Source organism: Saccharopolyspora sp. ID03-671 (assembly GCF_045278815.1).
Lineage (GTDB): Bacteria > Actinomycetota > Actinomycetes > Mycobacteriales > Pseudonocardiaceae > Saccharopolyspora > Saccharopolyspora ipomoeae.
The window spans coordinates 1352342-1377518 of the sequence record NZ_CP134054.1 but is presented as its reverse complement, the minus strand read 5'-3'; the positions used below and the strand labels follow the sequence as shown (position 1 = coordinate 1377518).

Here is a 25177-nt window from a genome sequence, read left to right as displayed (position 1 = left end):
CTCGCGTGTTCCCTGCGTATGGAGTTGTGACGGTCGCGATCCTCCTCAGCCGCGGGCGAGGATCTCCTCGGCCGCGCGCAGCCCGTCGGCCGTGCCCACCACGACGACCAGGTCGCCGGAGGCGAAGACGAAGTCCGGCCGCGGTGACGGGTGGACGACGCCGTCGCGGACCACCGCGACGATCGACACCGAGGTGCGGGTGCGCATCTCGGTGTCGCCGAGCTCCCGTCCCGCGTAGGGCGAACCGGCGGGCACCGGCAGCTGCCAGGTGGTCACCCCGGCGACCTCCCGCTGCTGCTCGGAGAGCTTGGCCACCAGCTGCGGAGCCCCCAGCAGCCCGGCCAGCGTGCTGGTCTCGGTGCTGGACAGCTCCACCGAGGCGGCGACCTTGTCCGGGTCCTCGTGGTCGGAGACGATCAGCTCGAAGCGACCGTCCCGGTAGGTGATCACCCCGACGCGGTGACCGGATCCGGTGGTGAAGTCCTGGCGCGTGCCGAGCCCCGGCAGCGGAGTCACAGTTACGTCCACCCTTTTAACCCTAAAGGTCTGGACCCGTATTCCTAGATCCCCCCGGCGTTCTCTCGGTCTCGGTCCGGTTCCGATCCGCAACCGGGTGCGATGCCGACCACCGCGTGGCGGCCAGGCAGAATGGTTCGTTGGTTCCGGCGACCCGCCGGGGCCGTGCACGTGATGCGGGGAGGAACGGCGACGTGGCGCAGGCCAGGCTTCGCGGAGTGGTGGCTCTCGACGGACCGTCGGGCACCGGCAAGTCCACGGTGTCCAGGAAGTTGGCGGCGGCGCTCGGCGCGACCTACCTCGACACCGGCGCCATGTACCGGGCGGTGACGCTCGCGGTGCTGCGCGCCGGGGTCGACCCGGCCGACGCCGCCGAGGTGACCCGGGTGGCCCGGGCCGCCGAGCTGAGCATGGGCACCGACCCGCTGGCTCCCGGCGTGCGGCTGGACGGGGCCGAGGTCGAGGGCGAGATCCGGGGCCCGGAGGTCACCGGCGCGGTGTCGGCGGTCTCGGCGGTCGCCGAGGTCCGCGAACTGCTGGTGGCGCTGCAGCGGGAGCTGATCGGCCGGGCGATGACCGAGCCGGGCGGCATGGTCGTCGAGGGCCGCGACATCGGCACCGTCGTGGTGCCGGACGCGGGACTGAAGGTGTACCTGACGGCCTCCGCCGAGGCGCGGGCCGCGCGCCGCACCGCCCAGGACGCCTCCGACGGGAGGCGGAGCGACCTGCGCAGCACGCACGCCGACGTGCAGCGCCGCGACGCCCTGGACTCCGGCCGCAAGGTCGCGCCGCTGCGCCAGGCCGATGACGCGGTGGAGGTCGACAGCACCGACCTCGACATCCACGGGGTCCTCGAACAGCTCATCAAGCTCGTGGAATCGCGCGGGCTCGTGACCGGCGACGGAGGTGCGGTGTGAGCGAGCAGCTCCCCGACGGTTCCTGGCCGTGGTTGCACCGGGTCGGCCAGTGGATCTCGCGGCGTCCGCTGCGCCTGCCGTTCCGGGTGAAGGTCCACGGCGCCGACCGGGTGCCGCGCACCGGCCCGGTCGTGCTGGTGGCCAACCACAGCTCCCTGCTGGACGGCCCGCTGCTGCTGGGAATGGTGCCGCGCCCGGCGGTGTTCCTGATCAAGCAGGAGATGTTCAAGGGCGCGCTGGGCTGGTTCCTGACCCGCATCGGGCAGATCGGCGTCCGCCGCGGCGAACCCGACCGCACCCCGCTGCTCGCGGCCGTGCGCGTGCTCAAGGGCGGCGGGCTGGTCGGGGTGTTCCCCGAGGGCACCCGCGGTTCCGGTGACGTCGACAACGCCCAGCACGGGGCCGCGTGGCTGGCGCGCGCCTCGGGCGCCCAGATCCTGCCGGTGGCCTGCCGGGGCACCCGACGACCCGAAGGATCGGGCCGTAGGCTGTTACCCAGGATCGACGTGTTGTTCGGGGAGCCGATTTCCCCGGCGGGCGGCAAGGGCCGCGCCGGGCTGGTGGCGGCGACCGACACCGTGCGCACCGAACTGGTCGAGCTGATCGCCGAGTTGGATCGGCTGGTCGCCGACCGGACCGAAGACGATGTGAGAGGTAAACGAGCGTGACCGACGAGTCGCTGGAGGGCCTGGACGGCACGTGGTCCGACGAGTCCGAGTGGGCGGAGTTCGACGAGGCCGCCGCCGAGGGCGACGAGGCCCCGCCGAAGCCGCAGCCGGTGCTGGCCGTGGTCGGACGCCCCAACGTGGGCAAGTCCACCCTGGTCAACCGGCTCCTGGGGCGGCGTGAGGCCGTTGTGCAGGACACCCCGGGCGTGACCCGGGACCGCGTCGCCTACGACGCGCTGTGGAACGGCCGCCGCTTCACGGTGGTCGACACCGGTGGTTGGGAGCCCGACGCCAAGGGCCTGCAGAGCTCGGTGGCCGCGCAGGCCGAGATGGCGATGCACACCGCCGACGCGATCGTGCTGGTCGTCGACGCCAAGGTCGGCGCGACCGCCACCGAGGAAGCCGTGGCCCGCGTGCTGCGCCGCTCGAAGCGGCCGGTGATCGTGGTCGCCAACAAGGTCGACGACGAGCGCGGCGTGGCCGACGTCCACTCGCTGTGGTCGCTGGGCCTGGGTGAGCCGATGCCGGTCAGCGGTCTGCACGGGCGCGGCTCGGGCGACCTGCTGGACAAGGTCCTCGAAGCCCTGCCGGAGACGCCGCGCGAGGTGTTCGGCGCCAGCGGCGGCCCGCGCCGGGTCGCGCTGGTCGGCAAGCCCAACGTCGGCAAGTCCAGCCTGCTCAACAAGCTCACCGGCGAGGACCGCTCGGTCGTGCACGACGTCGCGGGCACGACCGTGGACCCGGTCGACTCGCTGGTCGAGCTCGACGGCCAGGTGTGGCGGTTCGTCGACACCGCCGGGCTGCGCAAGCGGGTCAAGACCGCCAGCGGCACCGAGTACTACGCGTCGCTGCGCACCAAGGCCGCCATCGAGGCCGCCGAGGTCGCGATCGTGCTCGTCGACGGCTCCGAGCCGATCAGCGAGCAGGACCTGCGGGTGATCACGATGGTGGTCGAGTCGGGCCGCGCGCTGGTGCTGGCCTACAACAAGTGGGACAAGGTCGACGAGGACCGCCGCCACCAGCTGGAGAAGGAGATCGACCGCGAGCTGGTGCGGGTGCGCTGGGCCGAGCGGGTCAACGTCTCCGCGCTGACCGGGCGCTCGGTGGCGAAGCTGGCGCCCCAGCTGCGCACCGCCCTGGACTCCTGGGACACCCGGATCTCCACCGGCCGCCTCAACGGCTGGCTCAACGAGCTCGTCGCCGCGAACCCGCCGCCGGCGCGCGGCGGGCGCCAGCCGAAGATCATGTTCGCCACCCAGGCGCAGACGCGGCCGCCGACGATCGTGCTGTTCACCACCGGGTTCCTGGAGGCCGGCTACCGCCGGTTCCTGGAGCGCAAGTTCCGCGAGACGTTCGGCTTCGTCGGCAGCCCGGTGCGGATCTCGGTGCGCGTGCGCGAGCGGAAGGCCAAGGGCAAGGGCAAGCGCTGAACCGGCGGTCCGTGCGCTGCGGGTCGGCGGTGGCGGGTTAGTCTGCTGTCGACCCTCGGGAAGCAGCGGAGGTGAACCGAGAGGTGGCGGGAACCGACGGCGGTGCGCCGATCAGGGTCGTGCTGGCCGACGACGAGCCGATGCTGCGACGCGGGCTCAAGGTCCTGCTCGAGAGCGGCGGCACCATCGAAGTGGTGGCCGAGGCCGAGAACGGCCGCGGCCTGCTGTCCGAGGTGCGCGCCCACCGCCCGCACGTCGCCCTGATCGACGTGCAGATGCCGGGCACCGACGGGCTCGCCGCGCTGCAGGACCTGGTGCGGCTGCCCGAACCGCCCGTAGCGGCGATGCTGACCACCTTCGACCTCGACGACTACGTCACCGAGGCGCTGCGCTTCGGCGCCCAGGGCTTCCTGCTCAAGGACGCGGAGCCGGAGGTGCTGGTCCGCGCGGTGCAGGACCTCGCCGCCGGTGGTGCGGTCCTCGACCCGCGGATCACCGCGCGCCTGCTGCCGCGGCTGCGCACCAGCAGCGAGAACGCCCGCGAGCAGACCCTGGTCAAGGCGCTGTCCGGGCGCGAGCGCCAGGTGCTGCAGCTGCTCGCCGACGGACGATCCAACGCCGACATCGGCAGTCGCCTGGGCCTCACCGAGGCCACCGTGAAGAGCTACGTCTCGACGGTGCTGAGCAAGCTGGGCGCGCAGAACAGGGTGCAGGCCGCTCTCATCGCGCAGCGCGTCGCCGGTGTCGGGGGCGAGCGGTGAACGGCGTGCGCCGGCGGTTCTGGGGCCTGGAGGTCCTGGCCGTCGGACTGCCCGTCGCCGCGGTCCTGGCCGCGCCCGACCCGTTCGGGTACAAGGTCATCTCCGGGTTGGCCGCCGCGCTGCTGCTGCCGCTGCGGCACCGCTGGCCGCGGCTGGCCGTGCTGCTGTGCATGCCGGCGATGGCCGGTGGCCTGGGCTGGGCGGCGATCCTGGTGGCGATGTTCCGCGTCGGCCGGGTCCACCCGCAGCTGCGAGAACTGGCCGGGTGGGTGCTGCTGACCTGCGTCGTCGCGGTCGCCCCGGTGCTGCTCACCCAGTCGCTGACACCAGGTTCGATCCTGCTGACCCTGGTGTTCGTGCTGCTGTCGGCGGGCGCCCCGGCCGCGATCGGGATGCTGGTGGCGCTGCGCGAGCAGCTCGCCGACAGCCTGCAGCGGTTGGCCACGGCCAGCGAGGTCGCGGCGCAGGCCAAGGCCGAGGTGGCGCGGGCCGAGGAGCGGGCCCGCATCGCCCGCGAGATCCACGACGCCGTCGGCCACCACGTCACGCTCATCGCCGTCGAGTCCGCCGCGCTCGGCGCGACCAGCGACGACCCGGCGGTGCGCGAGGCCGCGACCCGGGTGCGCGGGCTGGCCAAGCAGGCGTTGGGCGAGATGCGCTCGACCCTCGGATTGGGGGCCGCGCAGGCCGACGGCCAGGCGCAGACGATCTCCGACCTGGTCGGCCAGGCCCGCGCCTCCGGGGTGGACGTGGAGCTGACCGGCGAGCTGGCGAACCACGAGGTGCCGGGCGCGGTCGAGCGCGCCGCCTACCGGGTCGTGCAGGAGGCGCTGACCAACGCCTCCAAGCACGCGCCCGGCGCCGGGATCAGGGTGGACCTGAGCAACCGGGCCGACGCGCTGCGCATCGTGGTCACCAACGGCGCCCCCGATGCCGCGCGCGAACCGATCACGGACCTCACCGGCGGCGCGGGCCTGGAAGGCCTGTCCGAGCGGATCCGGATGGCCGGCGGCGAACTCGACGCCGGCCCCTCCGAGGACGGCGGCTTCCAACTGGTCGCCGTCCTGCCCCAGAAGTCCTAGGACCTGCTTCCAGCGGTTGCCGTGCTCGGCGTGCCCGCCGCGAGAACCGACGACTTCTAGCGGGCCAGGGACTTCTTCAGGAAGTCCACCTGCATGACCAGCAGGTTCTCGCTGGTGGTCTCGTCGGTGGGCATGTGGCTCACGCCCGCCAGCGGCAGCACCGTGTGCGGGCGGGCCGCCGCGGTCAGGGCCGCCGAGAGCCGCAGGCCGTGGGCGAGCACCACGTTGTCGTCGACCGTGCCGTGCACGATCAGCATCGGGCGCTCCAGCTTCGCGGCGTCGCGCAGCAGCGAGTTCGCCTCGTAGACCTCCGGTGAGGTGTTCGGGTCGCCCAGGTAGCGCTCGGTGTAGTGGGTGTCGTAGAGCCGCCAGTCCACGACACCGGCGCCGACGACCGCGGCGTGGAAGACGTCCGGGCGGCGCAGCACCGCCAGGCCCGCCAGGTAGCCGCCGAAGGACCAGCCGCGGATCGCGACCCGGCTCAGGTCCAGCTCGGGGTGCTCGGCCGCGGCCGCGTGCAGCGCGTCGACCTGGTCTTGCAGCGGCGGTCCTGCCAGGTCACCGGCGATCGCGCGGTCCCAGTCCGGTCCGCGCCCCGCCATCCCGCGGCCGTCGGTGACCAGCACCGCGAAGCCCTGGTCGGCGAACCACTGCGAGGTCAGGTAGCCCTGCTGGCGGGCCAGCACCCGCTGGGCGTGCGGGCCGCCGTAGGGGTCCAGCAGGACCGGCAGCGGACCGTCGGCGGGGGAGTGATCGCTGGGCAGCAGCAGGGCGCTGCGCAGCTCGCGCTCGCCGAGCCGCAGCAGCCGGACGTTGAGGTCCAGGCCGTGCTCCTCGGCGTGGTTGGCGATCTCGGCGACCGTCTGGCTGCCGCGCCGCACCACCACGCGGGTGCGCGGCTGATCCGGGGAACCGGTGGCCACGACCAGCACGTCGCCGCCGCGGGTGCCGGTGTGCACGCCGAACTCGCCGGTCAGGCGCTCGTGCCCGGCGGCGGTGACGCGGTAGAGGTGCACCTCGGCCGGATCGTCCTCGGAACCGGAGATCAGCACGTCGTCGGCGCCGACGTCGACGATGCCGCGCACCTGCAGCGGGGCCGAGGTCCACGGCCGGCCGCCCACGACCAGGCGGTAGGCGCCCTCGGCGGCGTCGACGCGCACCAGCTCGCCCGCCGGCGTCCACGACGGCCAGCCCGGCTTGATGTCGATCCAGTGCGGGTCGGTGTCCCGGTGGATCTCCTCGGTCGTGCCCGCCTCGGTATCGACCGCGAGGACCAGCTGGGTGCGCTGGTCCCGGGTCTGCACCGCCAGCAGCGGGCTGCCGTGCCCCGACCAGTGCGCGGTGGCCAGGTACGGGTAGGTGTCGCGGTCCCACTCGACCGCCACGCGGGTGCCGTCGAGGGCGATCGCGTGCAGCGACACCTCCGCGTTGGCGGTTCCGGCGGCGGGGTAGCGGGTCGCGACCGGAACGCGATCGGGGTGCGCGGGATCGCCCAGGTACCAGTGCCGGACCGGGGACTCGTCGACCCGCGCCACCAGCAGCGACCCGCCGTCCGGGGACCACCAGTAGCCGCGGTGGCGGTCCATCTCCTCGGCCGCGATGAACTCCGCCGCGCCCCAGGTCACGTTCTCGCCGTCCGGTTCGACCAGGGCCCGGTCGCCGGAGCCGTCGGCGGCGATCAGCCGCAGCGAGCCGCCGGACAGGTAGGCGATGCGGGAGCCGTCCGGGCTGGGGCGCGGGTCGGCGACCGGCTGCTGGACCGGCAGCTCGCGGGCCTCGCCGGTGGTGGTGCCGACGGTGAACAGGCGGCCGGACAGGGTGAACACGACCAGCTCGCCGTCGCGGTCGGTGCTGTAGCCGGTGATGCCGGTGGCCCGCTCCCGGGCGCGTTCCCGGCGGGCCTGCTCCTCGGCGCTGACCTGCTCGTCGGCCTGCAGCGTCGCCGGGTCGACCAGCAGCCGCTCGGTGCCCGTGGCGGTGTCCAGCGCCCACAGGGCGGTGGTGCGGTCGGTTCCGCTGGTCGAGCGCAGGAACAGGACGTGCGCACCGCCTCCGACGACGGTGAAGTTACGAGGCGCACCCAGGCTGAAGCCCTGCGTGCGTGCGCTCCGGCGAGGAAACGATGCGGACGACATGCGAACCAGCCTGCCATCACGCACACCCGGATGCCGCACCAGGTCGATTCCTCGCCAAGACCGGACCCCGCGCCACCGCTCGTCCCGGTGCGACCGGATTTCAATGGAAGTCGGGTCTCCGATTCCCGTTGAAGTCCGGTTCCCGATTTCCATTGAAATCGGGGACTTCGCGGCGGATTTCGCACCGGGACGGGGGATTCGTCGGTGTGTTGGGAGGGGGTCCCGGCCGGGTCGGCGGGCACGGTTTCGGTGATCTCGCAAGGCCCGCAGCGGATTCCGGATCTCCGGAGCGCGGGCGTCGGTTCCGAAACGGATGAGAACTCCCCATGTACCTGTCGATGGTGGTGCCGTGCTTCAACGAGGAGCACGGAGTGCAGCGGCTGCACGACGCGCTGGTGGCCGCGCTGTCGGGCGCGACCCGGGACTACGAGGTGATCCTGGTCGACGACGGCAGCACCGACCGCACGCTGGACGAGGCGCGGCGCCTCAACGAGCACGACCCCCGGTTCCGGTACGTGTCGCTGAGCCGCAACTTCGGCAAGGAGTCGGCGATGCTGTGCGGCCTCCGGCACGCGCGCGGCGACCGGGTCGCGCTGCTCGACGCCGACCTGCAGCACCCACCGGCGCTGCTGCCGCGGATGCTGGTGCTGCTCGACACCGGCTACGACCAGGTCGTGGCCCGGCGCAGCCGCTCCGGCGACCGGCCCTGGCGGACCGCGCTGTCCCGCACCTACTACCGGCTCGCGCGGCGGTTCCTGGACGTCCGGTTGCAGGACGGGGTCGGGGACTTCCGGGTGCTGTCGCGGCGCGCGGTCGACGCGCTGCTGTCGCTGCCCGAGCAGCACCGCTTCTCCAAGGGGCTGTTCGCCTGGATCGGCTTCGACACCGGATGCGTCACCTACCGCAACGTGCCCCGGGAGATCGGTGCCTCGCGGTGGCGGCCGTCGGCGCTGGTCGATCACGGCGTCGACGGGCTGACCTCGTTCAACGATCACCCGCTGCGCCCGGCCCTCTACCTCGGCCCGCTCGCCTTCGCGTTCGGCTGCGTCGCGGCCGCGATCGGCGACGGTCCGCAGCGCTGGGCGGCGGCGCTGCTCGGGTCCGCCGGGATCGAGGTGTTCCTGCTCGGCGTGCTGGGGGAGTACGTCGGGCGCACCTGCGCCGAGGTCCGGCAGCGGCCGCACTACCTGGTCAAGGAGTCCAGCCCGGCGCCGGTCGACCTGCGCGCCGCGGAGTTGGTTGCGGGATCTGGGCCGGTTCCGGGACCTGGGCTGGTGTCGTGATGTGGCGGCGGATCGGAGCCTCGCAGTTCGGCCGGTTCGCGCTGGTGGGCGGCGCGAACACCTCCGTGCACTGGGCGGTGTACCTGGGGTTGTGGCTGGTGCTGCCGTACTTGCTGGCGCACGTGCTGGCCACCGCCGCGGCGACGCTGTGCTCCTACGCGCTGCACTGCCGGTTCACCTTCCGGGTGCCGCCCACCGGGCGGTCGTTGCTGCTGTTCCCGCTGAGCAGCCTGGCGCTGCTGGTGGTGAGCACGGCGGCGGTGGCGCTCGCGGTGAGCGTGTACGGGATCGATCCGAGGTTGGCGCCGCTGGTGGGGTTCGCGCTGGTCCCGGTGACGTTCCTGGCCAGCCGCGCCGCCCTGACCCGGGGACAGGTCGGGGAGTGGCGAGGTGCGGCCGGGGTCGCGCTGGCGACTGCCGCGCTGGGGACGTTGCCGCTGCTGGTGAACCCGTCGTTCTACTTCGCCGACGACAGCGCCGCGCAGTTCCTGCCGATGTGGCACCGGCTCGGCGAACGGCTGCTGGCCGGGCAGTGGTCGCTGGGACTGGAACCGGACTCGTGGATGGGCGGCAACCTCGCCGCCGAGTCGCTGTTCGGCATCTGGAACCCGGTGCACCTGCTGGACTACCTCCTCGTCGCGCTCATCGGCGACCTGGCCGTGGCCGGGGCGGTGGTGAAGATCCAGTTCCTGGTGCTGCTGGCGGTCGGCACGTACCTGCTGTGCCGGGGTTGCGGTGCGAAACCCGCTGCCGCGTCGGCGTTGTCGGTGGCGCTGCCGGTGTCGGGGTTCGTGCTGCACTTCGAGGCCGCGAGCTGGGCCGGTGGGCTGATGGGGCTGGCGTGGCTGCCGTGGGCGTGGTGGGCGCTGCGCCGCCACGTCGCCGACGGTGCGCCCGCCTTGCTGCCGTTCGCGCTGTGCTACCTGTGCGTCTCGGCGGGCGACCCGTACGCGCTGCTGGCGTTGTGCCTGGTCTTCGCCGGGTTGGCGGTCGAGTTCGGGCCGCGTCGGTTGCTCGGGATCGGGGCGGCGGTGGCCGCGTGCCTGCCGCTGGTGTTCTGGCCGGTGCTGGCGACCTCGTCGGTGGGGTGGCGGTCGGGTGCGGAGCTGTTCAACTCGGGGCTGCTGGTGCCTGGCGTCGGGGACCTGCTCAACGCCAGCACACCGGGTTTCCTGCCGCAGATCCTGTCCTTCGGCGACTACCGGATGACGGTTCCGGCGACGTTCCTGGCCTGGTTCGCGGTGCCGCTGCTGCCCTGGGTGGACTGGCGCGCGGTGCCGTGGCGGCGGTGCCGGGCGGTGCTGGTGGTGGCCTGCTGCTCGGTGCTGCTGTGCCTCGGACCGTCGAACGTGTGGATGTTCCGGTGGCCGCTGCGGCACATCGCGGTCCTGCACCTGGCGCTCGCGGTGCTGCTGGCGGTGGCGCTGTCGGGAGGGCTGCTCCGGGACCGGGCGAGGGTGCGGGCGGCGGCGTCCGGGCTGCTGGTGCTGGTGGGCGGCTACCTCGCGGTCGCGGCGTGGCCGGCGCAGGCGCCCAAGCACGTCATCGGGTTGGCCCTGGTCGCGCTCCTGCTGGTGTGCGCGCTGCGGACGCGGCTGTTCGTGGTGCTGCACCTGGGAACCGCGCTGGTGCTGGGGTTGCAGCTGCTGTGGTTCCCGACCAACCGGGACGTCGCGGACTACCGCTTCCCGACCGACGTCGCGGCCCTGCGCGCGGAGCACGCCGCGTCGGGTGGTGGAACGGTCGTGCAGATCGCCGCCCGCGAGGCGATTCCGCCGGAGACGATCGCCGACGGCAGCGCGTGGTCGGAACTGCTGCTGGGCAACATGCCCGCGGCGGCTGGGACGGCGAGCCTGGTGTCCTACACCGGGATCGGGCACGAGGCGCTGCACCGGACCTTGTGCCTCAACTACTTCGGCGCCACCTGCCCGCAGGCCTACGACCGGCTGTGGGGGCCGGACCGGCTCGCCGACCAGCTCAGAGCCACCCGGGTCGTGGTGCAGCGGCGGCTGCGGGAGGTGACCGACGCACCGCCAGGTTGGCGCGTGTCGCACCGGGGCGCCGAGGTCGTCGTGCTCACCCGCACCACGCCGCTCCCGTGGCCGGGCGGGCGGGTCGGCGCGGCGCGCGGTATCCGGGTGATCGAGGACGTGCAGCGCGGCGCGCGCCGCGAGACCGTGCGCTTCACCGGACACGGGGAGCTGGTGTTCGCGCGGCTGCACTGGCCCGGATATCGGGCCGCCGTGGACGGGCGTCCGGTTCCGGTCGCGGCGACCGACGCCGGTCTGCTGACCGTGCGGATCCCCAAGGACCTCGACGGAGGCGTGCTGGCGGTGACGTGGGCGCCACCGGGGGTGCGCGCGGGATTGCTGCTGGTGGTGGCCGGGGCGCTGGCGGCGCTGGTGCTGTCGCGGAGGTGGGCCCGATGAGAACGGCCGCTGCGCTGCTGACGATCTTGCTGTGCTCGCTCACCCCCGGTGCCGCCGCGGCCGCGCCGAGAGCGTCGCACGTGCAGATCGTGGCGCACCCCGACGACGACATGCTGTTCATGAGCCCGGACGTGGCCCTGGCGCTGCGCTCGGGAGCCAGGGTGGCGACGGTGTTCCTCACGGCGGGGGAGAGCGACGTGCGCCCGCCCGCCGACTACGCGGCGAGCAGGCAGTCGGGCACCCGCGCCGCGTTCGCCGCGATGGCCGGTACCGCCGACGACTGGACCCGCTCGGCGCTGGCGCTGCCCGGAGGCCGGCAGGCCGAGCTGCAGCGGCTCCGGCAGCGGCCCGAGGTCGCGCTGGTGTTCCTCGGCCTGCCCGACGACAACGACCCCGATTCCCGGCACGCGCTGAGCGAGCTCTGGCGCGATCCCGCGCATCGCGTGCCCACGATCCCCGCGAGCGGCTCGGTCGTGTCCGCGACCGGCCACGACCGGGCGTCGGTGATCGGATCGCTGCGCCGGATCGTCGACGAGTTCGCGCCGACGCTGGTGCGCACCCAGGACCCGCGTCCGGATCCGCGCTACCAGGGGCAGTGGGGTGCCGCCCACGACCACCCCGATCACGTCGCCACCGCCCGGTTCACCGAAACCGCGCTGCGCGGAACGGATCTGCCGCTGCTGCACTACCGCGACTACAACGTCGCCGACGCTCCGGCGAACCTCCCGGACCGGGTCGTGGCCGCCAAGCGCGCCGTGTTCGCCCGCTACGCCGAGCACGACCCGCAGGTGAGCCTCGGCGCACCCTACGACGCCTGGCTGGCCTCGATGCGGCTCCGCCGTCCGTGGGGAACCCGGTGGGCCACCGCCGACCGGCACGCGCACGTGCGCGGAAACCGGCTCGTGCTCACCGAATCCGGCGTTGAGTCCGCTGTGGACGCTCCGTTCGTGCCGCGCGAGGGATCGGTGAGCTTCGCCGACCCGAGCAGGCTCGTGGTGCAGGAGCGCGACAGCGGCGCGGTGTGGCTCCAGGACGGCGATCGGCCGTGGCTCCCGCTCGGAACACCACCGCCGCGTCGACCGGGAGCGGACCTCGGACCACCGTCGGCGGTGTCGGTCGGCGACCGGGTGGTCGTCGCGGTCCGCGATCAGGGCGGGGGAGTGAGCGTCCGCGACAGCGGCGGGTGGTGCCGCCTCGGCGGTACCGACGTCCTCGACGAGGTGTCCGCGGTGCTCGCCGGCGACGGCGAGGTCCACGTGATGGCGGCGTCGCGGACCGGGATGCGGCACTGGCGGCTCACCCCGTCCGGGTGCGGCGAACCGGTCGCCTCGACCGAGCACCCGGTCGGCGGCATCGCGACGACCAGCGGGTACGCCGCTTTCCGGGACTCCCGAGGAGATCTGGTCGTGCTGGCCGAGCACGCGGGGTGGCAGCGCACGCGGACCATCGACGCCGAGGCGATCTCCGACCCGGCGATCGCCCCCGGCCCCGTGCTCGCGGTCCGCAACGCCGACGGACTCCTGGAGATCGTCCGACCCGACGGCAGCAGAATCGCGCTCGGCCCCGTCGAAGGCCGGCCCGCGCTGACCCCGGACGGCGATCAGGCCGCCGCCCTCGCGGGCGACGGCCTGATCACGACCTTCGACGTGCCCTAGGCCGAAGCGCGGGCGGCCTCGGGAGCACCGGCGCGGGACGCGCGGTGCTCGCCCGGGTCGCTGTCGTCCTTCATCCGCAACGACAGCACGCCCACCGCCAGGTACATCAGGCAGAACACGATCGTCGCGCCACCGCCGCCGACCAGCGGGTACAGCGCCGTCACCACGACCGGGCCGACGAACGCCGCTCCACCGGCGCCGAAGTTCAGCACCGCCAGCGCCGAGCCCTTGTCCTTGGTCGCCACCATCGACGGCATCAGCGCCGACAGCGGCACGAAACCGGCCAGCACCAGGCCGTAGACCACGCCGAACGTCGCTGCCACGGCGAAGCTCTGCGACGCCATCGAGCTGAAGTACCAGAGCGGCGTCGCGATCGCGCAGCCCACGCAACCGAACCAGGTCACGGTGCGACGCCAGCCGAAGCGGTCGCCGAACACGCCGAAGAACAGGTTCGCCGCGATGTTCGCGCCGTAGGCGATCGACGCCAGCGACGCGACCTGCGCCGCGGTCAGGAAACCGCCGTCCGGGGCGGCCGGACCGAAGGTGAACGGGAACATCGCGAAGAACCCGTACTGCGGCGCCGTGTTCACGATGCGGATCAGGCCACCGGCCAGCACCCGGCGATCCCGCCACAGGATGTCCACGCCCTCCGCCAGGCGCTTGAGGCTGCGCGGGTTCTCCACCGTCTCGTCCGCGATCGGCTGCAGCCCGTGCTCCTCGCGCACCGCGAACGAACCCAGCAGCACACCGACCGTCACCACGACCAGCGACAGCACCAACGTCTGGTAGTCGGACAAGCCGAACACGCCGATCGACAGCGCCGCCAGCGCGGCCCCCAGCGTCGGCAGACCACCGGTGAAGGCGAACCAGAACCAGCCGGCCACCGAACCGCGCATCTTCGTCGGGCTCGCCACCTGCGCCCACGCCAGGAACGAGAACGCGAACAGCGGGTAGGCCAGGCCGCGGATGCCGTAGGTGGCGACGATGAACACCGCGTTGTGCGAGGGCAGCGCCGCGAACAGGAACAGGCACTCGAACCCGACCCACCACGCGCCGCCCAGCCACATCACCCGGCGCGGGCCCCAGATCGCCGAGAGCGTCCCGGAGAACCACGCCGCGATCATGGCCGCGACGCCGTAGAGGGTGACCGTGGCGAAGGAAGCCACCGCGCCCGGCAGGGCCCCGCCCTCGGGTTTCTGCAGGTAGTCGGACAGGAACGTGGTCTCCACCCCGTCCCCGATCATGAAGATCAGGACGGCTACGAAGCCCCATGCGAGTTGTCTGGGGATGCCGATGCGGTCCAGGATGCCGGATGTTCCGGCTGCGGACGTCTGGGACATCACTGTCTCCAACAGGTCGGATGTTTCAGCGCCTACGAATGTCGGCCATCATGCACCCTGTTGAAGTTAACGCACAAGGTGTGAATTTGGTTCCGCCCGCTGACATCACTCAGCGCTCCCCGTGCTCGGCGGCGCCGACGTCTCAGGTGCGGTGCTGGGAAAGCGCCCGCGGCGCTCTGCCTGTGGTCGGGTGGCGCGGTCGTCAGCTCAGCTTGGCCACGTGGACTTCTGCTTCTTCTCGCATCTCCTCGATGAGGGCTTCGTCGAGGTCCCCTGCCAGCAGGACGTGGTCGAAGGCGTTGACCGGGGCGAGCTGGTGCAGGGCCGAGCGGGCCACCTTGCTGGCGTCCATCATGAGGACCTTCGTGGTGGCGCTGCCCATCATCGCGCGCTTGACCAGGACGATCTCCTGCTCCTGGTGGTAGGTCAGGCGGGCGTTCATGGCCGAGGTGGAGATGAAGACGATGTCCACCGAGAACGTCGAGATCATCTCCTGGCACGGCAGGCCCAGGTAGGAGTCGTGGGTGCGGGAGTACTCGCCGCCCAGCCCGATCAGCCGGATGTCCGGGACGTCGCGCAGCGTCTCCTGGACCTGGCGGTAGTTGCTGACCACCGTCAGCGGGCCGACGTCGGGCAGCAGCCTGGCCAGCGCCAACGCCGTGGTGGAGTCGTCGAGCATCACCGACATGCCCGGCGTGATGAACCGCAGGGCGTCCGCGGCCAGCGCCTCCTTCTCGGCGGTGTGGGTGTGCAGCCGGAAGTCCGAACTGGACTCGAACACCGTCGACGGCTGGGCCGACACCCCGCCGTGGTACTTGCGCAGCAGGCCCCGCGTGGCCAGGTCGTCGAGGTCGCGGTGCACCGTCATGAGGCTGACCCCGGTCAGCGAGGACAGCTCCGCGGCGCTGGCGAAGCCCTGCGCGAGGACGTGATCGACGATCCTCTGCTGCCGCTGGAGACGGGGGGACTGCTTCTTCGGTGCGGACGCCATGCGCTCATCTTGCCTCGTAGAGCCTCGGATGTGATGCAGACCCGCCGTACTATCACTGGAGTAGTGACAGTTAACGATTCGAGTGTTAATTTGGGTCCATCAGTGATTGGCGGGAGGTACGGATGACCCAGCCGGATCGGCCGAACGGCGCTCATCGCGCGGTCGTGTTCGACATGGACGGCGTCCTGGTCGAGAGCGAGCACCTGTGGGAGCGGATGTGGACCCGCTTCGCCGCGGCCCGGGGCCACACCTGGACCGGGCAGGAGACCCGGCAGGTCCAGGGCATGAGCGCACCCGAGTGGGCCGCGTTCCTCGCCGAGTTCAGCCGGGCGGCGGAATCCGCCGCCGACACCGAGCGGATCGTCGTCGACGACATGATCGCCGCGCTCGACGACGGCGAGATCGAGCTGCTCCCCGGCGCCGAGAAGATGGTCACCGACGTCGCCGCCCGCGCGCCCATCGCGCTGGCCTCGTCGGCTCCGCGGCGGCTCATCGACGCCGTCCTCGACCGGCACGGGCTCACCCCGCACTTCTCGGCGACCGTGTCCAGCGCCGAGGTGCCGCGCGGCAAGCCCAGCCCCGACGTCTACCTCGCCGCCGCCCGCGAGCTCGGCCACGACCCGGCGCACTGCCTGGCCGTCGAGGACTCCAGCAACGGGTTGCGCGCGGCCGCACGGGCGGGCATGACGGTCGTGGCGATCCCCAACGGCGACTACCCGCCCGCTGAGGACGCGCTCGCCGGAGCCGCCCACATCGCCACCGACCTCGACGACGTGCGGCTGCGGCTGGTCGGCTCGTTGCCCCAGCACCCGAGTTGACCCAACAGCCCCGGAGCTGACAACCCCCGGCTCGTGGAGCCGAGGCACCTCGCGACAAAGGAGTCCAGGAGATGACGAGCGTTCTGGCCGCCGGTGACCACTTCGTGCATCCCGAGGTGTTCGTCGACGCCCTGCGCCGCGCGAGCGCGCGCGAACTGCGCTTCGACACGCTGAAGCTGCCGTGGCCGGTCGAGCCGTTCGGCCCCGTCGGCAACGTCCAGGAGGCCAGCGGCACCGAGCAGCAGCTGCTCGACGCGCTGGGCGACCACGAGATCGTCGCCACCCAGATGGCGCCGTTCACCGGCGACGTCCTCGCCGCCGCGGGCAACCTCAAGTTCGTCGGCGTGTGCCGGGGTGGCCCGGTCAACGTCGACCTGCAGGCGGCCACCGACAACGGCGTCATCGTCAGCTACGCGCCCGGCCGCAACGCCGCCGCGGCGGCGGAGTTCGCCGTCGGGCTGATGCTCGCCGCGCTGCGCCGGATCCCCGGCTCCGACGCCGAGCTCAAGGACGGCAACTGGCGCGGCGACTACTACGCCTACGACAACGCCGGCATCGAGCTCGAAGGTTCGACCGTCGGGCTCGTCGGCTACGGCGCGATCGGCCGCATCGTCGCCCGCGTCCTGCGGGCCTTCGGTTCGACCGTGCTGGTCGCCGACCCGTTCGCCGACCCGGCCCAGGTCGCCGGCGAGGGCATCGAGCTCGTCGAGCTGGAGGAGCTGCTGCGGCGCAGCTCGGTGGTGAGCCTGCACGCCCGGCTCACCCCGGAGACCCGCAACCTGCTCAACGCCGAGAACCTCAAGCTGCTGCCCGAAGGCGCGGTGCTGGTCAACTCCGCGCGCGGTGGTCTGCTCGACTACGCGCCGCTGCCCGACCTGCTGCGCAGCGGTCGCCTCGGCGCGCTGGCCGTCGACGTCTACGACATCGAACCGCCGCCGCGCGACTGGCCGCTGTTCGACGCGCCGAACGTGATCACCACCCCGCACCTGGCCGGGGCCACCCGCCAGACCGCGCACCGGGCCGCCGAGATCGTCGCGGGTGAGGTCGGCCGGTTCCTCGAAGGGCGGCGGCCGCGGTTCGTGGCCAACCCCGACGTGCTCGCGAAGTTCGAGGACCTGCAGCCATGATCATCGGAGTTGACGTCGGCACTTCGGTGACCAAGGCATCACTGCTCGGCCGCGACGGGTCGGCGAAGCTGACCCGCAGCGTGCGCTCCACCCTGCACCGACCCGCGCCCGGACTGGTGGAGCAGGACCTCGACGAGGTCGTGGACTCGGTCGTGCAGGTCGTGCGCCAGGTCGCGGCCGCGGCCACCGAACCCGTGCAGGCCCTGGCCATCACCGGTCAGGGCGACGGGCTGTGGCTGCGCGACGAGCGCGGGCGCGGCGTCGGCCGGGCCATCTCCTGGCTCGACGCCCGCGCGGCCGAGACCCTGCGCGCCTGGGAAGCCGCCGGGGTGCAGCGAAAGGTGTACGCGCTCACCGGATCCGGGATGTTCCCCGGTTCGGCCGGGCCACTGCTGGCGCACCTCGCCGAGCACGAACCCGAACGCCTGGAACGCGCGGCCGTCGCCGGGTACTGCGTGGACGCGATCGTGCAGCGCTTCACCGGCGAGATCACCGTGGACGCCTCCGACGCCTCGCTGCCGTTCCTGGACGTGCCCGCGCGCGAGTACTCCGACGCCGCGCTCGACATCTGCGGCATCTCCCAGCACCGCCGGCTGCTGGCCGAGACCACGCCGGTCGGCAAGCTGTTCGCGCTCTCCGGTGAGGCCGCCGCCGAACTCGGGCTGCCGTCCGGGCTCCCGGTGTCGGCCGGGCCGTTCGACCTGCCCGCCTGCGCCTTCGGATCCGGGGTGAGCGAGGTCGGCGACGGCAGCCTGGTGATCGGCACGACCCTGGGCTGCCAGGTGCTGCGCGACGAGGTCGTCATCGATCCGCACGGCGAGCCCGCGGGGATGTGGCTGGCCACGCCGCTGCCGCAGCACTACCTCCGGGTGATGCCCGCGATGGTCGGCACCGCCAACCTCGACTGGGTGCTGGCCATGACCGGATCCGGCGTCGAACAGCTGGAAACGCTGCTCGCGCAGAGCGATCCGGGTGCGGGCGGGGTGTCCGCGCTGTCGTTCCTGTCGGCGTCGGGGGAGCGGGCGCCGTTCGTCGACTCGCGGGCGCGCGGTCAGTTCACCGGGCTGTCGCTGGAGACCACGCCCGCCGACCTGGTGCGCGCGATGTGCGAGGCCGTCGCCTACGCCGCGCGGCACAACCTGGAGAGCGCGGGGCTCGCGGGCGAGGTCGCGGCCTGCGGCGGCGGTGCCCGATCGCAGGCGTGGAGCCAGATCTTCGCCGACGTCCTCGGCCGCGCGCTGCACGTCCCGCACGAGGAGGGGGTCGGCGCGCGCGGCGCGGCGATGACCGCCTGGGACGCGCTCGGCGACCCCGTCGACCGCGAGCAGTGGGCCGCCGACCGCCGCGTCGTGCGCCCCGACCCGCGAGCCGTGGAGTTCTACGACCGCGGCTACCGCGACTACCTGACCGCCATCGAACGCGCCCGGCCGCACTGGGCGCCCGTCGAGGAGGCCTGACGTGACGCGCTTGTACGACGATCCGGCCACGTTCACCGAGGACATGGTCACCGGCTTCGTGGCCGCGCACCCCGACCACGTGCGACGCGTGCCCGGCGGCGTGGTGCGCTCCCGCCCGGCCCGCGCGGGCAAGGTCGCCGTGGTCACCGGCGGCGGCTCCGGTCACTACCCGGCGTTCTGCGGCGTGGTCGGGCCCGGTTTCGCCGACGGGGCGGTGATCGGCAACATCTTCACCTCGCCGTCGGCCGCCGACGCCTGCTCGGTGGCGCGCTCGGCGGACCGCGGTGCCGGGGTGATCTTCTCCTTCGGCAACTACGCCGGGGACAACATGAACTTCGGCCTGGCGGTGGAACGCCTGCAGCGCGAGGGGATCCGCGCGCACAACGTCGTCGTCACCGACGACGTGGCCAGCGCACCCGCCGGGGAGGCCACCAAGCGGCGCGGCGTGGTGGGCGACTTCGTGGTGTTCAAGGTCGCCTCGGCGGCGGCCGAGGAGGGCTACGACTTCGACGAGGTGGTGCGCGTGGCCGAGCACGCCAACGCGCGCACCCGCAGCCTGGGCGTGGCCTTCGACGGCTGCACCCTGCCCGGCCAGGACCACCCGCTGTTCGAGGTCCCCGAGGGCCGGATGGGCCTCGGGCTGGGCATCCACGGCGAGCCCGGCGTGTCGGAGACGGCCATGCCCTCGGCATCGGAGCTGGCGACGACGCTGGTGGACGGCCTGCTGGCGGAGGCCCCGGCCGAGGGCGGCCGGGTGACGGCGATCCTCAACGGGCTCGGCGCCACCAAGTACGAGGAGCTGTTCGTGGTGTGGGGCACCGTCTCCCGGCTGCTGGCCGAGGCCGGTGTCGAGGTCGTCGCCCCCGAGGTCGGTGAACTGGTGACCAGCCTGGACATGGCCGGGTGCTCGCTGACGCTGACCTGGCTGGACGAGGAGCTCGAACGGCTCTGGCTCGCCCCCGCCGACACGCCTGCCTACCGCAGGGGAACCGTCGCACCGTCCACATCGGACGTCGAGGTCGCCGAAGCAGTGGCACCCGAGCCGGAGGTCGTGGTCGCGCCGGAGGCCGGGCAGGCCACCTCCGCCGAGGTCGTCGGCGCGCTGCACGCGATCGCGAACCTGTTGCGGGACAACGAGGACGAGCTCGGCAGGCTCGACGCCATCGCGGGCGACGGCGACCACGGACGCGGTATGACGCGCGGGAGCGCGGCCGCCGTCGAAGCGGCCGAGCACGCCGCCGCCGACGGTGTCGGACCCGCTGCGGTGCTGGTCGCGGCCGGTGACGCGTGGGCGTCGAAGGCCGGCGGGACCTCCGGGGTGCTGTGGGGAGCGGCGCTGCGCTCCTTCGGCGACCTGCTGCCCGACGACCGCGCCGTCACCGCGGCCGACCTGGCCGCCGGTGCCGAGGCGGCACTGGCCGCGGTGCAGCGGCTCGGCCGGGCCGAGCTCGGTGACAAGACCCTGGTCGACGCCTTGGTGCCGTTCGCGGACGACCTCCGCGGCGCGGTCGACGAGGGGTGCGGGGGAGCCGTGGCATGGCGGCGCGCGGCGGCGGTGGCGACCAAGGCCGCCGCCGCCACCGCGGACCTGCGGCCCCGCACCGGGCGGGCCAGGCCGCTGGCCGACCGCAGCGTCGGCACACCGGACCCGGGCGCGACGTCGTTGGCGCTCGTGCTGACCCGGGTGGGAGAGCTACTCGACGGCGCGGCATGCGCGGCAGATTCCGAAGGGGGAGAGCAGCAGTGAGCAGCACGGGTGACCAGCCGCTGCGGATCGTCGTCGGATCCGACGACGCCGGGCTGGACTACAAGAACGCGCTCAAGCACGACCTGGAGAACGACTCCCGGGTCGGCTCCGTGGTCGACGTCGGGGTCGGCTCCGACGAGCACACCGCCTACCCGCACGTGGCCGTCCAGGCCGCCCGATTGGTCGCCGAGGGGTCGGCCGACCGGGCGCTGCTGGTGTGCGGAACCGGGCTCGGCGTGGCCATCAGCGCCAACAAGGTGCCCGGCATCCGCGCGGTCACCGCGCACGACAGCTACTCGGTGGAGCGGTCCGTGCTCAGCAACAACGCCCAGGTGCTGTGCTTCGGGCAGCGGGTGATCGGCCTCGAACTGGCCCGCAAGCTCGCCGGTGAGTGGCTCGACTACCGTTTCGACACGAGTTCGTCCTCGGCCGACAAGGTCGCGGCGATCGACGGGTACGAGGGCACCGGAGTGGCCTGCTGAGCAGGGCCGCGGACAGCGGGGGAAGGGAATGAGCGCAGTGCGCCTGGCCGAGGAGCGCGACGAGGTCATCGACATCGCCCGGCGGATGACCTCCGACCGGCTGGTGGTGGGGACCTCCGGCAACGTGTCCGTGCGCAGCGGTGATCTGGTCGCGGTCACGCCCTCGGGGGTGGACTACGACCGGCTGCGCCCGGCCGACATCCCGCTGGTGGACCTCAGCGGCGAGGTCGTCGACGGCGAGCTCAAGCCGACCTCCGAGCTGCCGATGCACCTGACCGCCTACACCGAGCACGACGCGGGCGCGGTCGTGCACACCCACTCGCTGCACGCCACCGCCCTGTCGCTGCTGCGCGACGAGGTCCCGGCCGTGCACTACCAGCTGGCGGACTACGGCGGCGCGGTCCGCGTCGCCGACTACGCCACCTTCGGCACCCCGGAGCTGGCGCGGTCGATGTCCGACGCGCTGCGCGGTCGCACCGGCTGCATCCTGCGCAACCACGGCACGGTCACCCTCGGCGACACCCTCACCAAGGCCTACAACCGCGCCCGCCAGCTGGAGTGGCTCTGCGAGCTCTGGCTCACTGCCGCCAAGCTCGGTGACCCGGCGCTGCTCCCGGACGCCGAACTCGCACACTGCGCCACCCTCTTCGCCGGCTACGGCCAAACCCCCCGCTGACTCCCCGGTCCCTCCCGGGTTTCGGCCTCGTGGGCTCGGGAGGAGTGTGATGCCGGGCTGTTAACCCGGGTGTGATGTGGGTTCGTCCGGGGGAAACGTCGTGGCGGAAGCATGGGGGCATGACTTCCAGCGAGGGCCGCCGGGCGCACGGGGACTGGACGCGCGAGATCGTCGAGCTGGCCGTGCTGTTCCTGGTGGCGGGTGCGGCGAACCTCGTCGTCACCGGTGTGCGCAGCCACTCCGGGGCGACGTTGCTGCTGTTGGCCATCGGCGCTGCGCTGATGCTGATGGGCGCGGTGCGGTGGTGGTCGCGGCGAGCGCCCGCGACCCCTCCCGCCGGTGTCGACGAGACCGAGGGCGGCGAGCCCGCGTCTCCGGAAGCGGTGTTCGTTCCGCAACACCTGTGGCGGCTGCGGGCGCGGGTCACCGACACGCCCGGCCGGCTCGCGAAGCTCGCCGGGGCGCTGGCCGCGCTGGGCGGCGACATCCGCACCATGCAGGTGCACCCGGTCCCGGACGGCGCCGTGGACGAGGTGCTGCTGCACGTGCCCGCGCACGTCCGCCACGCCGACCTGGTCGCGGCTGTCGAGGAGGCCGGGGGCTACGACGTGACGGCCGCGCGAGCCGACGTCCGCGAGCTCGACGACGTGCCGACCCGCACCGCCCACCTCGCCAACGACCTGGTCAACGGCCGGACCGATCTGGTGCGCGGACTCCGCTCTCTGCTGGGCGGCATCGACGTGCGCTGGTACGAGGACGACTCCGCCCACTCCGATGACGGCGCCCATTCCGACAACGGCGCCCGCTCCGACAACGGCGCCGAGGCCTTCAGCGAGACCGCGATGCGGCTGGCCGAGCCCGGTGGCGGCGTGCTCGTGCTGACCCGCCCGGGCGGTGAGTTCACCCCGGCCGAGTTCGCCCGCGCTCGCGCCCTGGTCGACCTGGCGGCCAGCTGCCGCGCTCGCGTCCGGCCGGTGGAGCGGGTCGCGACCACACGCGGCGGCGTCGAGCTGAGCGTGCGCCCGGCCGATCGCGACGACATCGAGCTGGTCGCCGAGTTCCACGAGCGCTGCTCCAGCGCCGCGCGGTTCCGCCGCTACTTCAGCCCCGGCCCGGCGCCGGGCGAGCGCGGGCTGCGCAGGTTGCTGACCCCGGCCCTGGGCCGGTCGCTGCTGGCGCTGAGCCCGGACGGCGAGGTCGTCGGCATGGGCAACCTGATGTACGACGGCGACACCGGCGAGCTGGCGCTGCTGGTGCGCGACGACTGGCAGCGCCGGGGCGTGGGCACGGCGCTCGCCGAGCAGATCGTCGAGCACGCGGCGGAGCTGGGGATCACGACGCTCACCGCGAGCACCCACGTCGACAACACCGCGATCGCGCGGACCCTGCGCGGTGCCGGGCTCAAGCTCGTCGGTGCGCCCGAACCCGGCGAGTGGAGCTGGGCGCGCGAGCTCACCCCGGCGGCGAAGTAGCGTTCCCAGGCGGACGACAGCCCCGGATTCGCGCGAATCCGGGGCCGTTCCGAGATCTTCGAACGCCGCTCAGGCGACGTGCGCGGCGGGCGGGAGCTTCGCCGGGTCGCCGACGGGCCACTGCGCGGGTTCCGGTCCGAGCTCGGTGAGCTCGCGGACCTGCAGCGCGCACCACGGCGAGACCTCGGTGTCGCCGGAGAGCACGCCCGTGCTGAACTCCTTCCACTGCACCCACCGGGTCTCGGAGACCTCGTCGGCGTTGGGCTGCGCGGCGCTGTCGGTGAAAGCGACGAACACCGGGCACATCTCGTTCTCCGCGACACCGTTGTCCATCGTGGCGCGGTAGCGGAACGCGGGCAGCGCCAGTTCGAGACCGCGCACGGCCAGGCCGAGCTCCTCGCCGAGACGGCGGGTGATGGCGGCCTTCATCTCCTCATCGGGAGCCGGGTGGCCGCAGCAGCTGTTGGTCCACACGCTGGGGAAGGTCTTCTTGTGGTGAGCCCGCTGGGTCAGCAGGAATTCGCCGCGATCGTTGAACACGTAGCAGGAGAACGCCAGGTGCAGCGGCGTCTCCTGGTGGTGCACGGTCGCCTTGTCCTCGACGCCAATAGCCTGACCTGCTTCGTCGAGCAGGACCACCTGTTCCACGTGCGGTACCTCCCTGGGGACGCGGGAAAATGATCTTCAACCGAAGTCGGGACCTTATCCAGTCCTGGCAGCGCCTGCCACAGCCGGACCGCGCGCTCCGGTCGGCCGGTCCGATCACCAGGACCTCGGCCACGACGCCGTGACCAGGTGCGCGTCCAGCTTGCCTCAGCGAGGCCGCGAGAACAACGCGAGCTGCGCGGACCCGATTCCCCCGAACGGCTCAGCACGTCACCCGACGATCGCGGGGAGATCGCTCGCGTTGTGAGATTCCTGCGGAATACGGGAAAAACGCGTTCGTTCGGCGACTTCTGGTCAAAACCGACTTCACCCGGATGCCCGCCGATACCTTCGCCGTGCGACTACGAGATCGATTGAGAACCGACCTCGACGAAGGGGATCGCGGGATGTCTGATCGACCGATGCTCGCCACCGCTGCGGCCCTGGCCGCGGCCGCGGCGCTGGTGCTGCCCACCGCCGCTGTGGCCGAGAGCTCGACCCACCGAGCCACCCCGCGCGCCGGCGTGCTTGCGGTGCAGGACCACCTCCAGGAGCTGCAGAACATCGCCGGCGCCAACAACGGCAACCGGGCCTCCGGCACGCCCGGCTACCAGGCCTCGCTGGACTACATCAGGGGACAGCTCGACCAGGCCGGGTTCACCACCTCGGTCCAGGAGTTCCCGTCCATGGGCGGCACCACCTACAACCTGATCGCCGACACCCCCGGCGGCGACGCCAACAACGTCGTCATGTTCGGCGCTCACCTCGACAGCGTCGGCGACGGGCCCGGCATCAACGACAACGGCACCGGCTCGGCCGCGATCCTGCAGGCCGCGCTGGACTACGCGGCCGGCGGCGAGACTCCGACCAACAAGCTCCGCTTCGCCTTCTGGGGCGCGGAGGAGGAAGGCCTGGTCGGCTCCACCCACTACGTGGAGACGCTGCCGGAGGCCGAGCGCGGGAAGATCGCCGCCTACCTGAACTTCGACATGGTCGGCTCGCCCAACGCCGGATACTTCACCTACGACGGCGACGACTCGGACGGAGTCGGCGCGGGCCCGGGCCCCGAGGGATCGGCGCAGATCGAGAAGCTGCTCAACGATTCCCTGGCCCAGGCGGGTGCACCGGCGGAGGGGACCGACTTCGACGGTCGTTCCGACTACGGCCCGTTCATCGAGGTCGGCATCCCGGCTGGCGGCACCTTCACCGGCGCCGAGGAGACCAAGAGCCCCGAGCAGGCCGAGAAGTGGGGCGGCCGGGCAGGTGAGGCGTTCGACGCCTGCTACCACCAGTCCTGCGACACCGTCGACAACGTCGACACCCAGGCCCTGGAACGCAACTTCGCAGCCATCACCAACGCGGTGAAGACCTACGCCGCCCAGTTCCCCCAGCCGTAGACGGGGAACGCCGGACCATCGGGAGAGGGAAAAGGCCGTCCCCGGCAGCCGCTGCAGCGCAGGCGGTGGCTGCCGGGGACGGCTGCTTCTTCGCCTCAGTCCCATGTCTGACGGGCCTACACCGATGGATTGATGCGCGATCACGGCTG

General features: G+C 72.7%; 21 protein-coding genes. 16 read left to right on the top strand and 5 right to left on the bottom strand.

Annotated features, from left to right (window positions below; all coding sequences use genetic code 11):
* Positions 1-45: 45 nt before the first annotated feature.
* A complete protein-coding gene (locus tag REH65_RS06475; RefSeq protein ID WP_281455727.1) occupies positions 46-528 on the bottom strand; it encodes a cation:proton antiporter regulatory subunit in 483 nt (160 codons plus the stop codon).
* A gap of 182 nt (positions 529-710) precedes the next feature.
* On the opposite strand from REH65_RS06475, the gene cmk reads away from it, so the two are divergent.
* The 5 genes from cmk to REH65_RS06450 all read left to right on the top strand — a co-directional run bounded on the left by cmk (position 711) and on the right by REH65_RS06450 (position 5374).
* On the top strand, positions 711-1433 hold the full coding sequence (gene cmk / locus REH65_RS06470) for a (d)CMP kinase (RefSeq protein ID WP_406691707.1): 723 nt from the start codon (positions 711-713) through the stop codon (positions 1431-1433).
* Positions 1430-2101 (top strand): lysophospholipid acyltransferase family protein, encoded by a 672-nt coding sequence (locus tag REH65_RS06465; RefSeq protein ID WP_281455725.1) that lies wholly within the window; start codon positions 1430-1432, stop codon positions 2099-2101. The genes cmk and REH65_RS06465 overlap by 4 nt, the downstream gene beginning before the upstream one ends.
* Positions 2102-2112: 11 nt before the next feature.
* Entirely contained in the window at positions 2113-3531 is a 1419-nt protein-coding gene (der, locus tag REH65_RS06460) for a ribosome biogenesis GTPase Der (RefSeq protein ID WP_406693101.1), read from the top strand.
* Between the two features lie 71 nt (positions 3532-3602).
* Complete coding sequence (locus REH65_RS06455; protein WP_406691706.1) at positions 3603-4292, top strand: response regulator; 690 nt, start codon at positions 3603-3605, stop codon at positions 4290-4292.
* On the top strand, positions 4289-5374 hold the full coding sequence (locus REH65_RS06450) for a sensor histidine kinase (protein ID WP_406691705.1): 1086 nt from the start codon (positions 4289-4291) through the stop codon (positions 5372-5374). Before REH65_RS06455 ends, REH65_RS06450 begins: the two co-directional genes overlap by 4 nt.
* A gap of 56 nt (positions 5375-5430) precedes the next feature.
* On the opposite strand, the gene REH65_RS06445 is transcribed toward REH65_RS06450, so the two are convergent.
* On the bottom strand, positions 5431-7509 hold the full coding sequence (locus REH65_RS06445; protein ID WP_406691704.1) for a prolyl oligopeptidase family serine peptidase: 2079 nt from the start codon (positions 7507-7509) through the stop codon (positions 5431-5433).
* A gap of 326 nt (positions 7510-7835) precedes the next feature.
* Here REH65_RS06445 and REH65_RS06440 point away from each other — a divergent pair, with 326 nt between their 5' ends.
* The 3 genes from REH65_RS06440 to REH65_RS06430 are packed head-to-tail and all read left to right on the top strand — an operon-like array spanning position 7836 to position 12876.
* Positions 7836-8792, top strand: a complete 957-nt coding sequence (locus REH65_RS06440) for a glycosyltransferase family 2 protein (protein WP_406691703.1) — start codon at positions 7836-7838, stop codon at positions 8790-8792.
* Positions 8792-11221, top strand: a complete 2430-nt coding sequence (locus tag REH65_RS06435; protein ID WP_406691702.1) for a GtrA family protein — start codon at positions 8792-8794, stop codon at positions 11219-11221. The genes REH65_RS06440 and REH65_RS06435 overlap by 1 nt, the downstream gene beginning before the upstream one ends.
* Positions 11218-12876, top strand: a complete 1659-nt coding sequence (locus REH65_RS06430; protein WP_406691701.1) for a PIG-L family deacetylase — start codon at positions 11218-11220, stop codon at positions 12874-12876. Before REH65_RS06435 ends, REH65_RS06430 begins: the two co-directional genes overlap by 4 nt.
* Here the strand turns inward: REH65_RS06430 and REH65_RS06425 are convergent.
* Entirely contained in the window at positions 12873-14216 is a 1344-nt protein-coding gene (locus REH65_RS06425) for an RbtT/DalT/CsbX family MFS transporter (protein ID WP_281455718.1), read from the bottom strand. The genes REH65_RS06430 and REH65_RS06425 overlap by 4 nt on opposite strands.
* Positions 14217-14418: 202 nt before the next feature.
* On the bottom strand, positions 14419-15207 hold the full coding sequence (locus REH65_RS06420) for a DeoR/GlpR family DNA-binding transcription regulator (RefSeq protein WP_406691700.1): 789 nt from the start codon (positions 15205-15207) through the stop codon (positions 14419-14421).
* Positions 15208-15329: 122 nt separating this feature from the next.
* Here REH65_RS06420 and REH65_RS06415 point away from each other — a divergent pair, with 122 nt between their 5' ends.
* The 7 genes from REH65_RS06415 (at position 15330) to REH65_RS06385 (ending at position 22986) form a co-directional block, all read left to right on the top strand.
* Positions 15330-16025 carry an HAD family hydrolase gene (locus tag REH65_RS06415; RefSeq protein WP_406691699.1) on the top strand — a complete coding sequence of 232 codons (696 nt, stop codon included), beginning with the start codon at positions 15330-15332 and terminating at the stop codon, positions 16023-16025.
* Positions 16026-16096: 71 nt separating this feature from the next.
* Positions 16097-17152 carry a 2-hydroxyacid dehydrogenase gene (locus REH65_RS06410; RefSeq protein ID WP_406691698.1) on the top strand — a complete coding sequence of 352 codons (1056 nt, stop codon included), beginning with the start codon at positions 16097-16099 and terminating at the stop codon, positions 17150-17152.
* On the top strand, positions 17149-18609 hold the full coding sequence (locus REH65_RS06405) for an FGGY family carbohydrate kinase (RefSeq protein WP_406691697.1): 1461 nt from the start codon (positions 17149-17151) through the stop codon (positions 18607-18609). Before REH65_RS06410 ends, REH65_RS06405 begins: the two co-directional genes overlap by 4 nt.
* A gap of 1 nt (position 18610) precedes the next feature.
* Positions 18611-20356, top strand: a complete 1746-nt coding sequence (locus REH65_RS06400; protein WP_406691696.1) for a dihydroxyacetone kinase family protein — start codon at positions 18611-18613, stop codon at positions 20354-20356.
* Positions 20353-20838 (top strand): ribose-5-phosphate isomerase, encoded by a 486-nt coding sequence (locus tag REH65_RS06395; RefSeq protein WP_406691695.1) that lies wholly within the window; start codon positions 20353-20355, stop codon positions 20836-20838. The genes REH65_RS06400 and REH65_RS06395 overlap by 4 nt, the downstream gene beginning before the upstream one ends.
* A gap of 28 nt (positions 20839-20866) precedes the next feature.
* A complete protein-coding gene (locus REH65_RS06390; protein WP_406691694.1) occupies positions 20867-21514 on the top strand; it encodes a class II aldolase/adducin family protein in 648 nt (215 codons plus the stop codon).
* 119 nt (positions 21515-21633) lie between these two features.
* Positions 21634-22986 carry a GNAT family N-acetyltransferase gene (locus REH65_RS06385; RefSeq protein WP_406691693.1) on the top strand — a complete coding sequence of 451 codons (1353 nt, stop codon included), beginning with the start codon at positions 21634-21636 and terminating at the stop codon, positions 22984-22986.
* Between the two features lie 69 nt (positions 22987-23055).
* On the opposite strand, the gene idi is transcribed toward REH65_RS06385, so the two are convergent.
* Positions 23056-23634, bottom strand: a complete 579-nt coding sequence (gene idi / locus REH65_RS06380) for an isopentenyl-diphosphate Delta-isomerase (RefSeq protein ID WP_406691692.1) — start codon at positions 23632-23634, stop codon at positions 23056-23058.
* A 404-nt stretch (positions 23635-24038) separates the two neighbouring features.
* Between idi and REH65_RS06375 the strand changes: the two genes are divergently transcribed.
* Positions 24039-25028 (top strand): M28 family metallopeptidase, encoded by a 990-nt coding sequence (locus tag REH65_RS06375; protein ID WP_281455708.1) that lies wholly within the window; start codon positions 24039-24041, stop codon positions 25026-25028.
* Positions 25029-25177: the final 149 nt, after the last annotated feature.

What these genes read in the sequence shown, in the direction of transcription:
- REH65_RS06445 (WP_406691704.1), bottom strand. Translation starts at nt 7,509, where the DNA reads ATGTCGTCCGCATCGTTTCCTCGCCGGAGCGCACGCACGCAGGGCTTC.
- REH65_RS06440 (WP_406691703.1), top strand. Translation starts at nt 7,836, where the DNA reads ATGTACCTGTCGATGGTGGTGCCGTGCTTCAACGAGGAGCACGGAGTG.
- REH65_RS06435 (WP_406691702.1), top strand. Translation starts at nt 8,792, where the DNA reads ATGTGGCGGCGGATCGGAGCCTCGCAGTTCGGCCGGTTCGCGCTGGTG.
- REH65_RS06430 (WP_406691701.1), top strand. Translation starts at nt 11,218, where the DNA reads ATGAGAACGGCCGCTGCGCTGCTGACGATCTTGCTGTGCTCGCTCACC.
- REH65_RS06425 (WP_281455718.1), bottom strand. Translation starts at nt 14,216, where the DNA reads ATGTCCCAGACGTCCGCAGCCGGAACATCCGGCATCCTGGACCGCATC.
- REH65_RS06420 (WP_406691700.1), bottom strand. Translation starts at nt 15,207, where the DNA reads ATGGCGTCCGCACCGAAGAAGCAGTCCCCCCGTCTCCAGCGGCAGCAG.
- REH65_RS06415 (WP_406691699.1), top strand. Translation starts at nt 15,330, where the DNA reads ATGACCCAGCCGGATCGGCCGAACGGCGCTCATCGCGCGGTCGTGTTC.
- REH65_RS06410 (WP_406691698.1), top strand. Translation starts at nt 16,097, where the DNA reads ATGACGAGCGTTCTGGCCGCCGGTGACCACTTCGTGCATCCCGAGGTG.
- REH65_RS06405 (WP_406691697.1), top strand. Translation starts at nt 17,149, where the DNA reads ATGATCATCGGAGTTGACGTCGGCACTTCGGTGACCAAGGCATCACTG.
- REH65_RS06390 (WP_406691694.1), top strand. Translation starts at nt 20,867, where the DNA reads ATGAGCGCAGTGCGCCTGGCCGAGGAGCGCGACGAGGTCATCGACATC.
- REH65_RS06385 (WP_406691693.1), top strand. Translation starts at nt 21,634, where the DNA reads ATGACTTCCAGCGAGGGCCGCCGGGCGCACGGGGACTGGACGCGCGAG.
- REH65_RS06375 (WP_281455708.1), top strand. Translation starts at nt 24,039, where the DNA reads ATGTCTGATCGACCGATGCTCGCCACCGCTGCGGCCCTGGCCGCGGCC.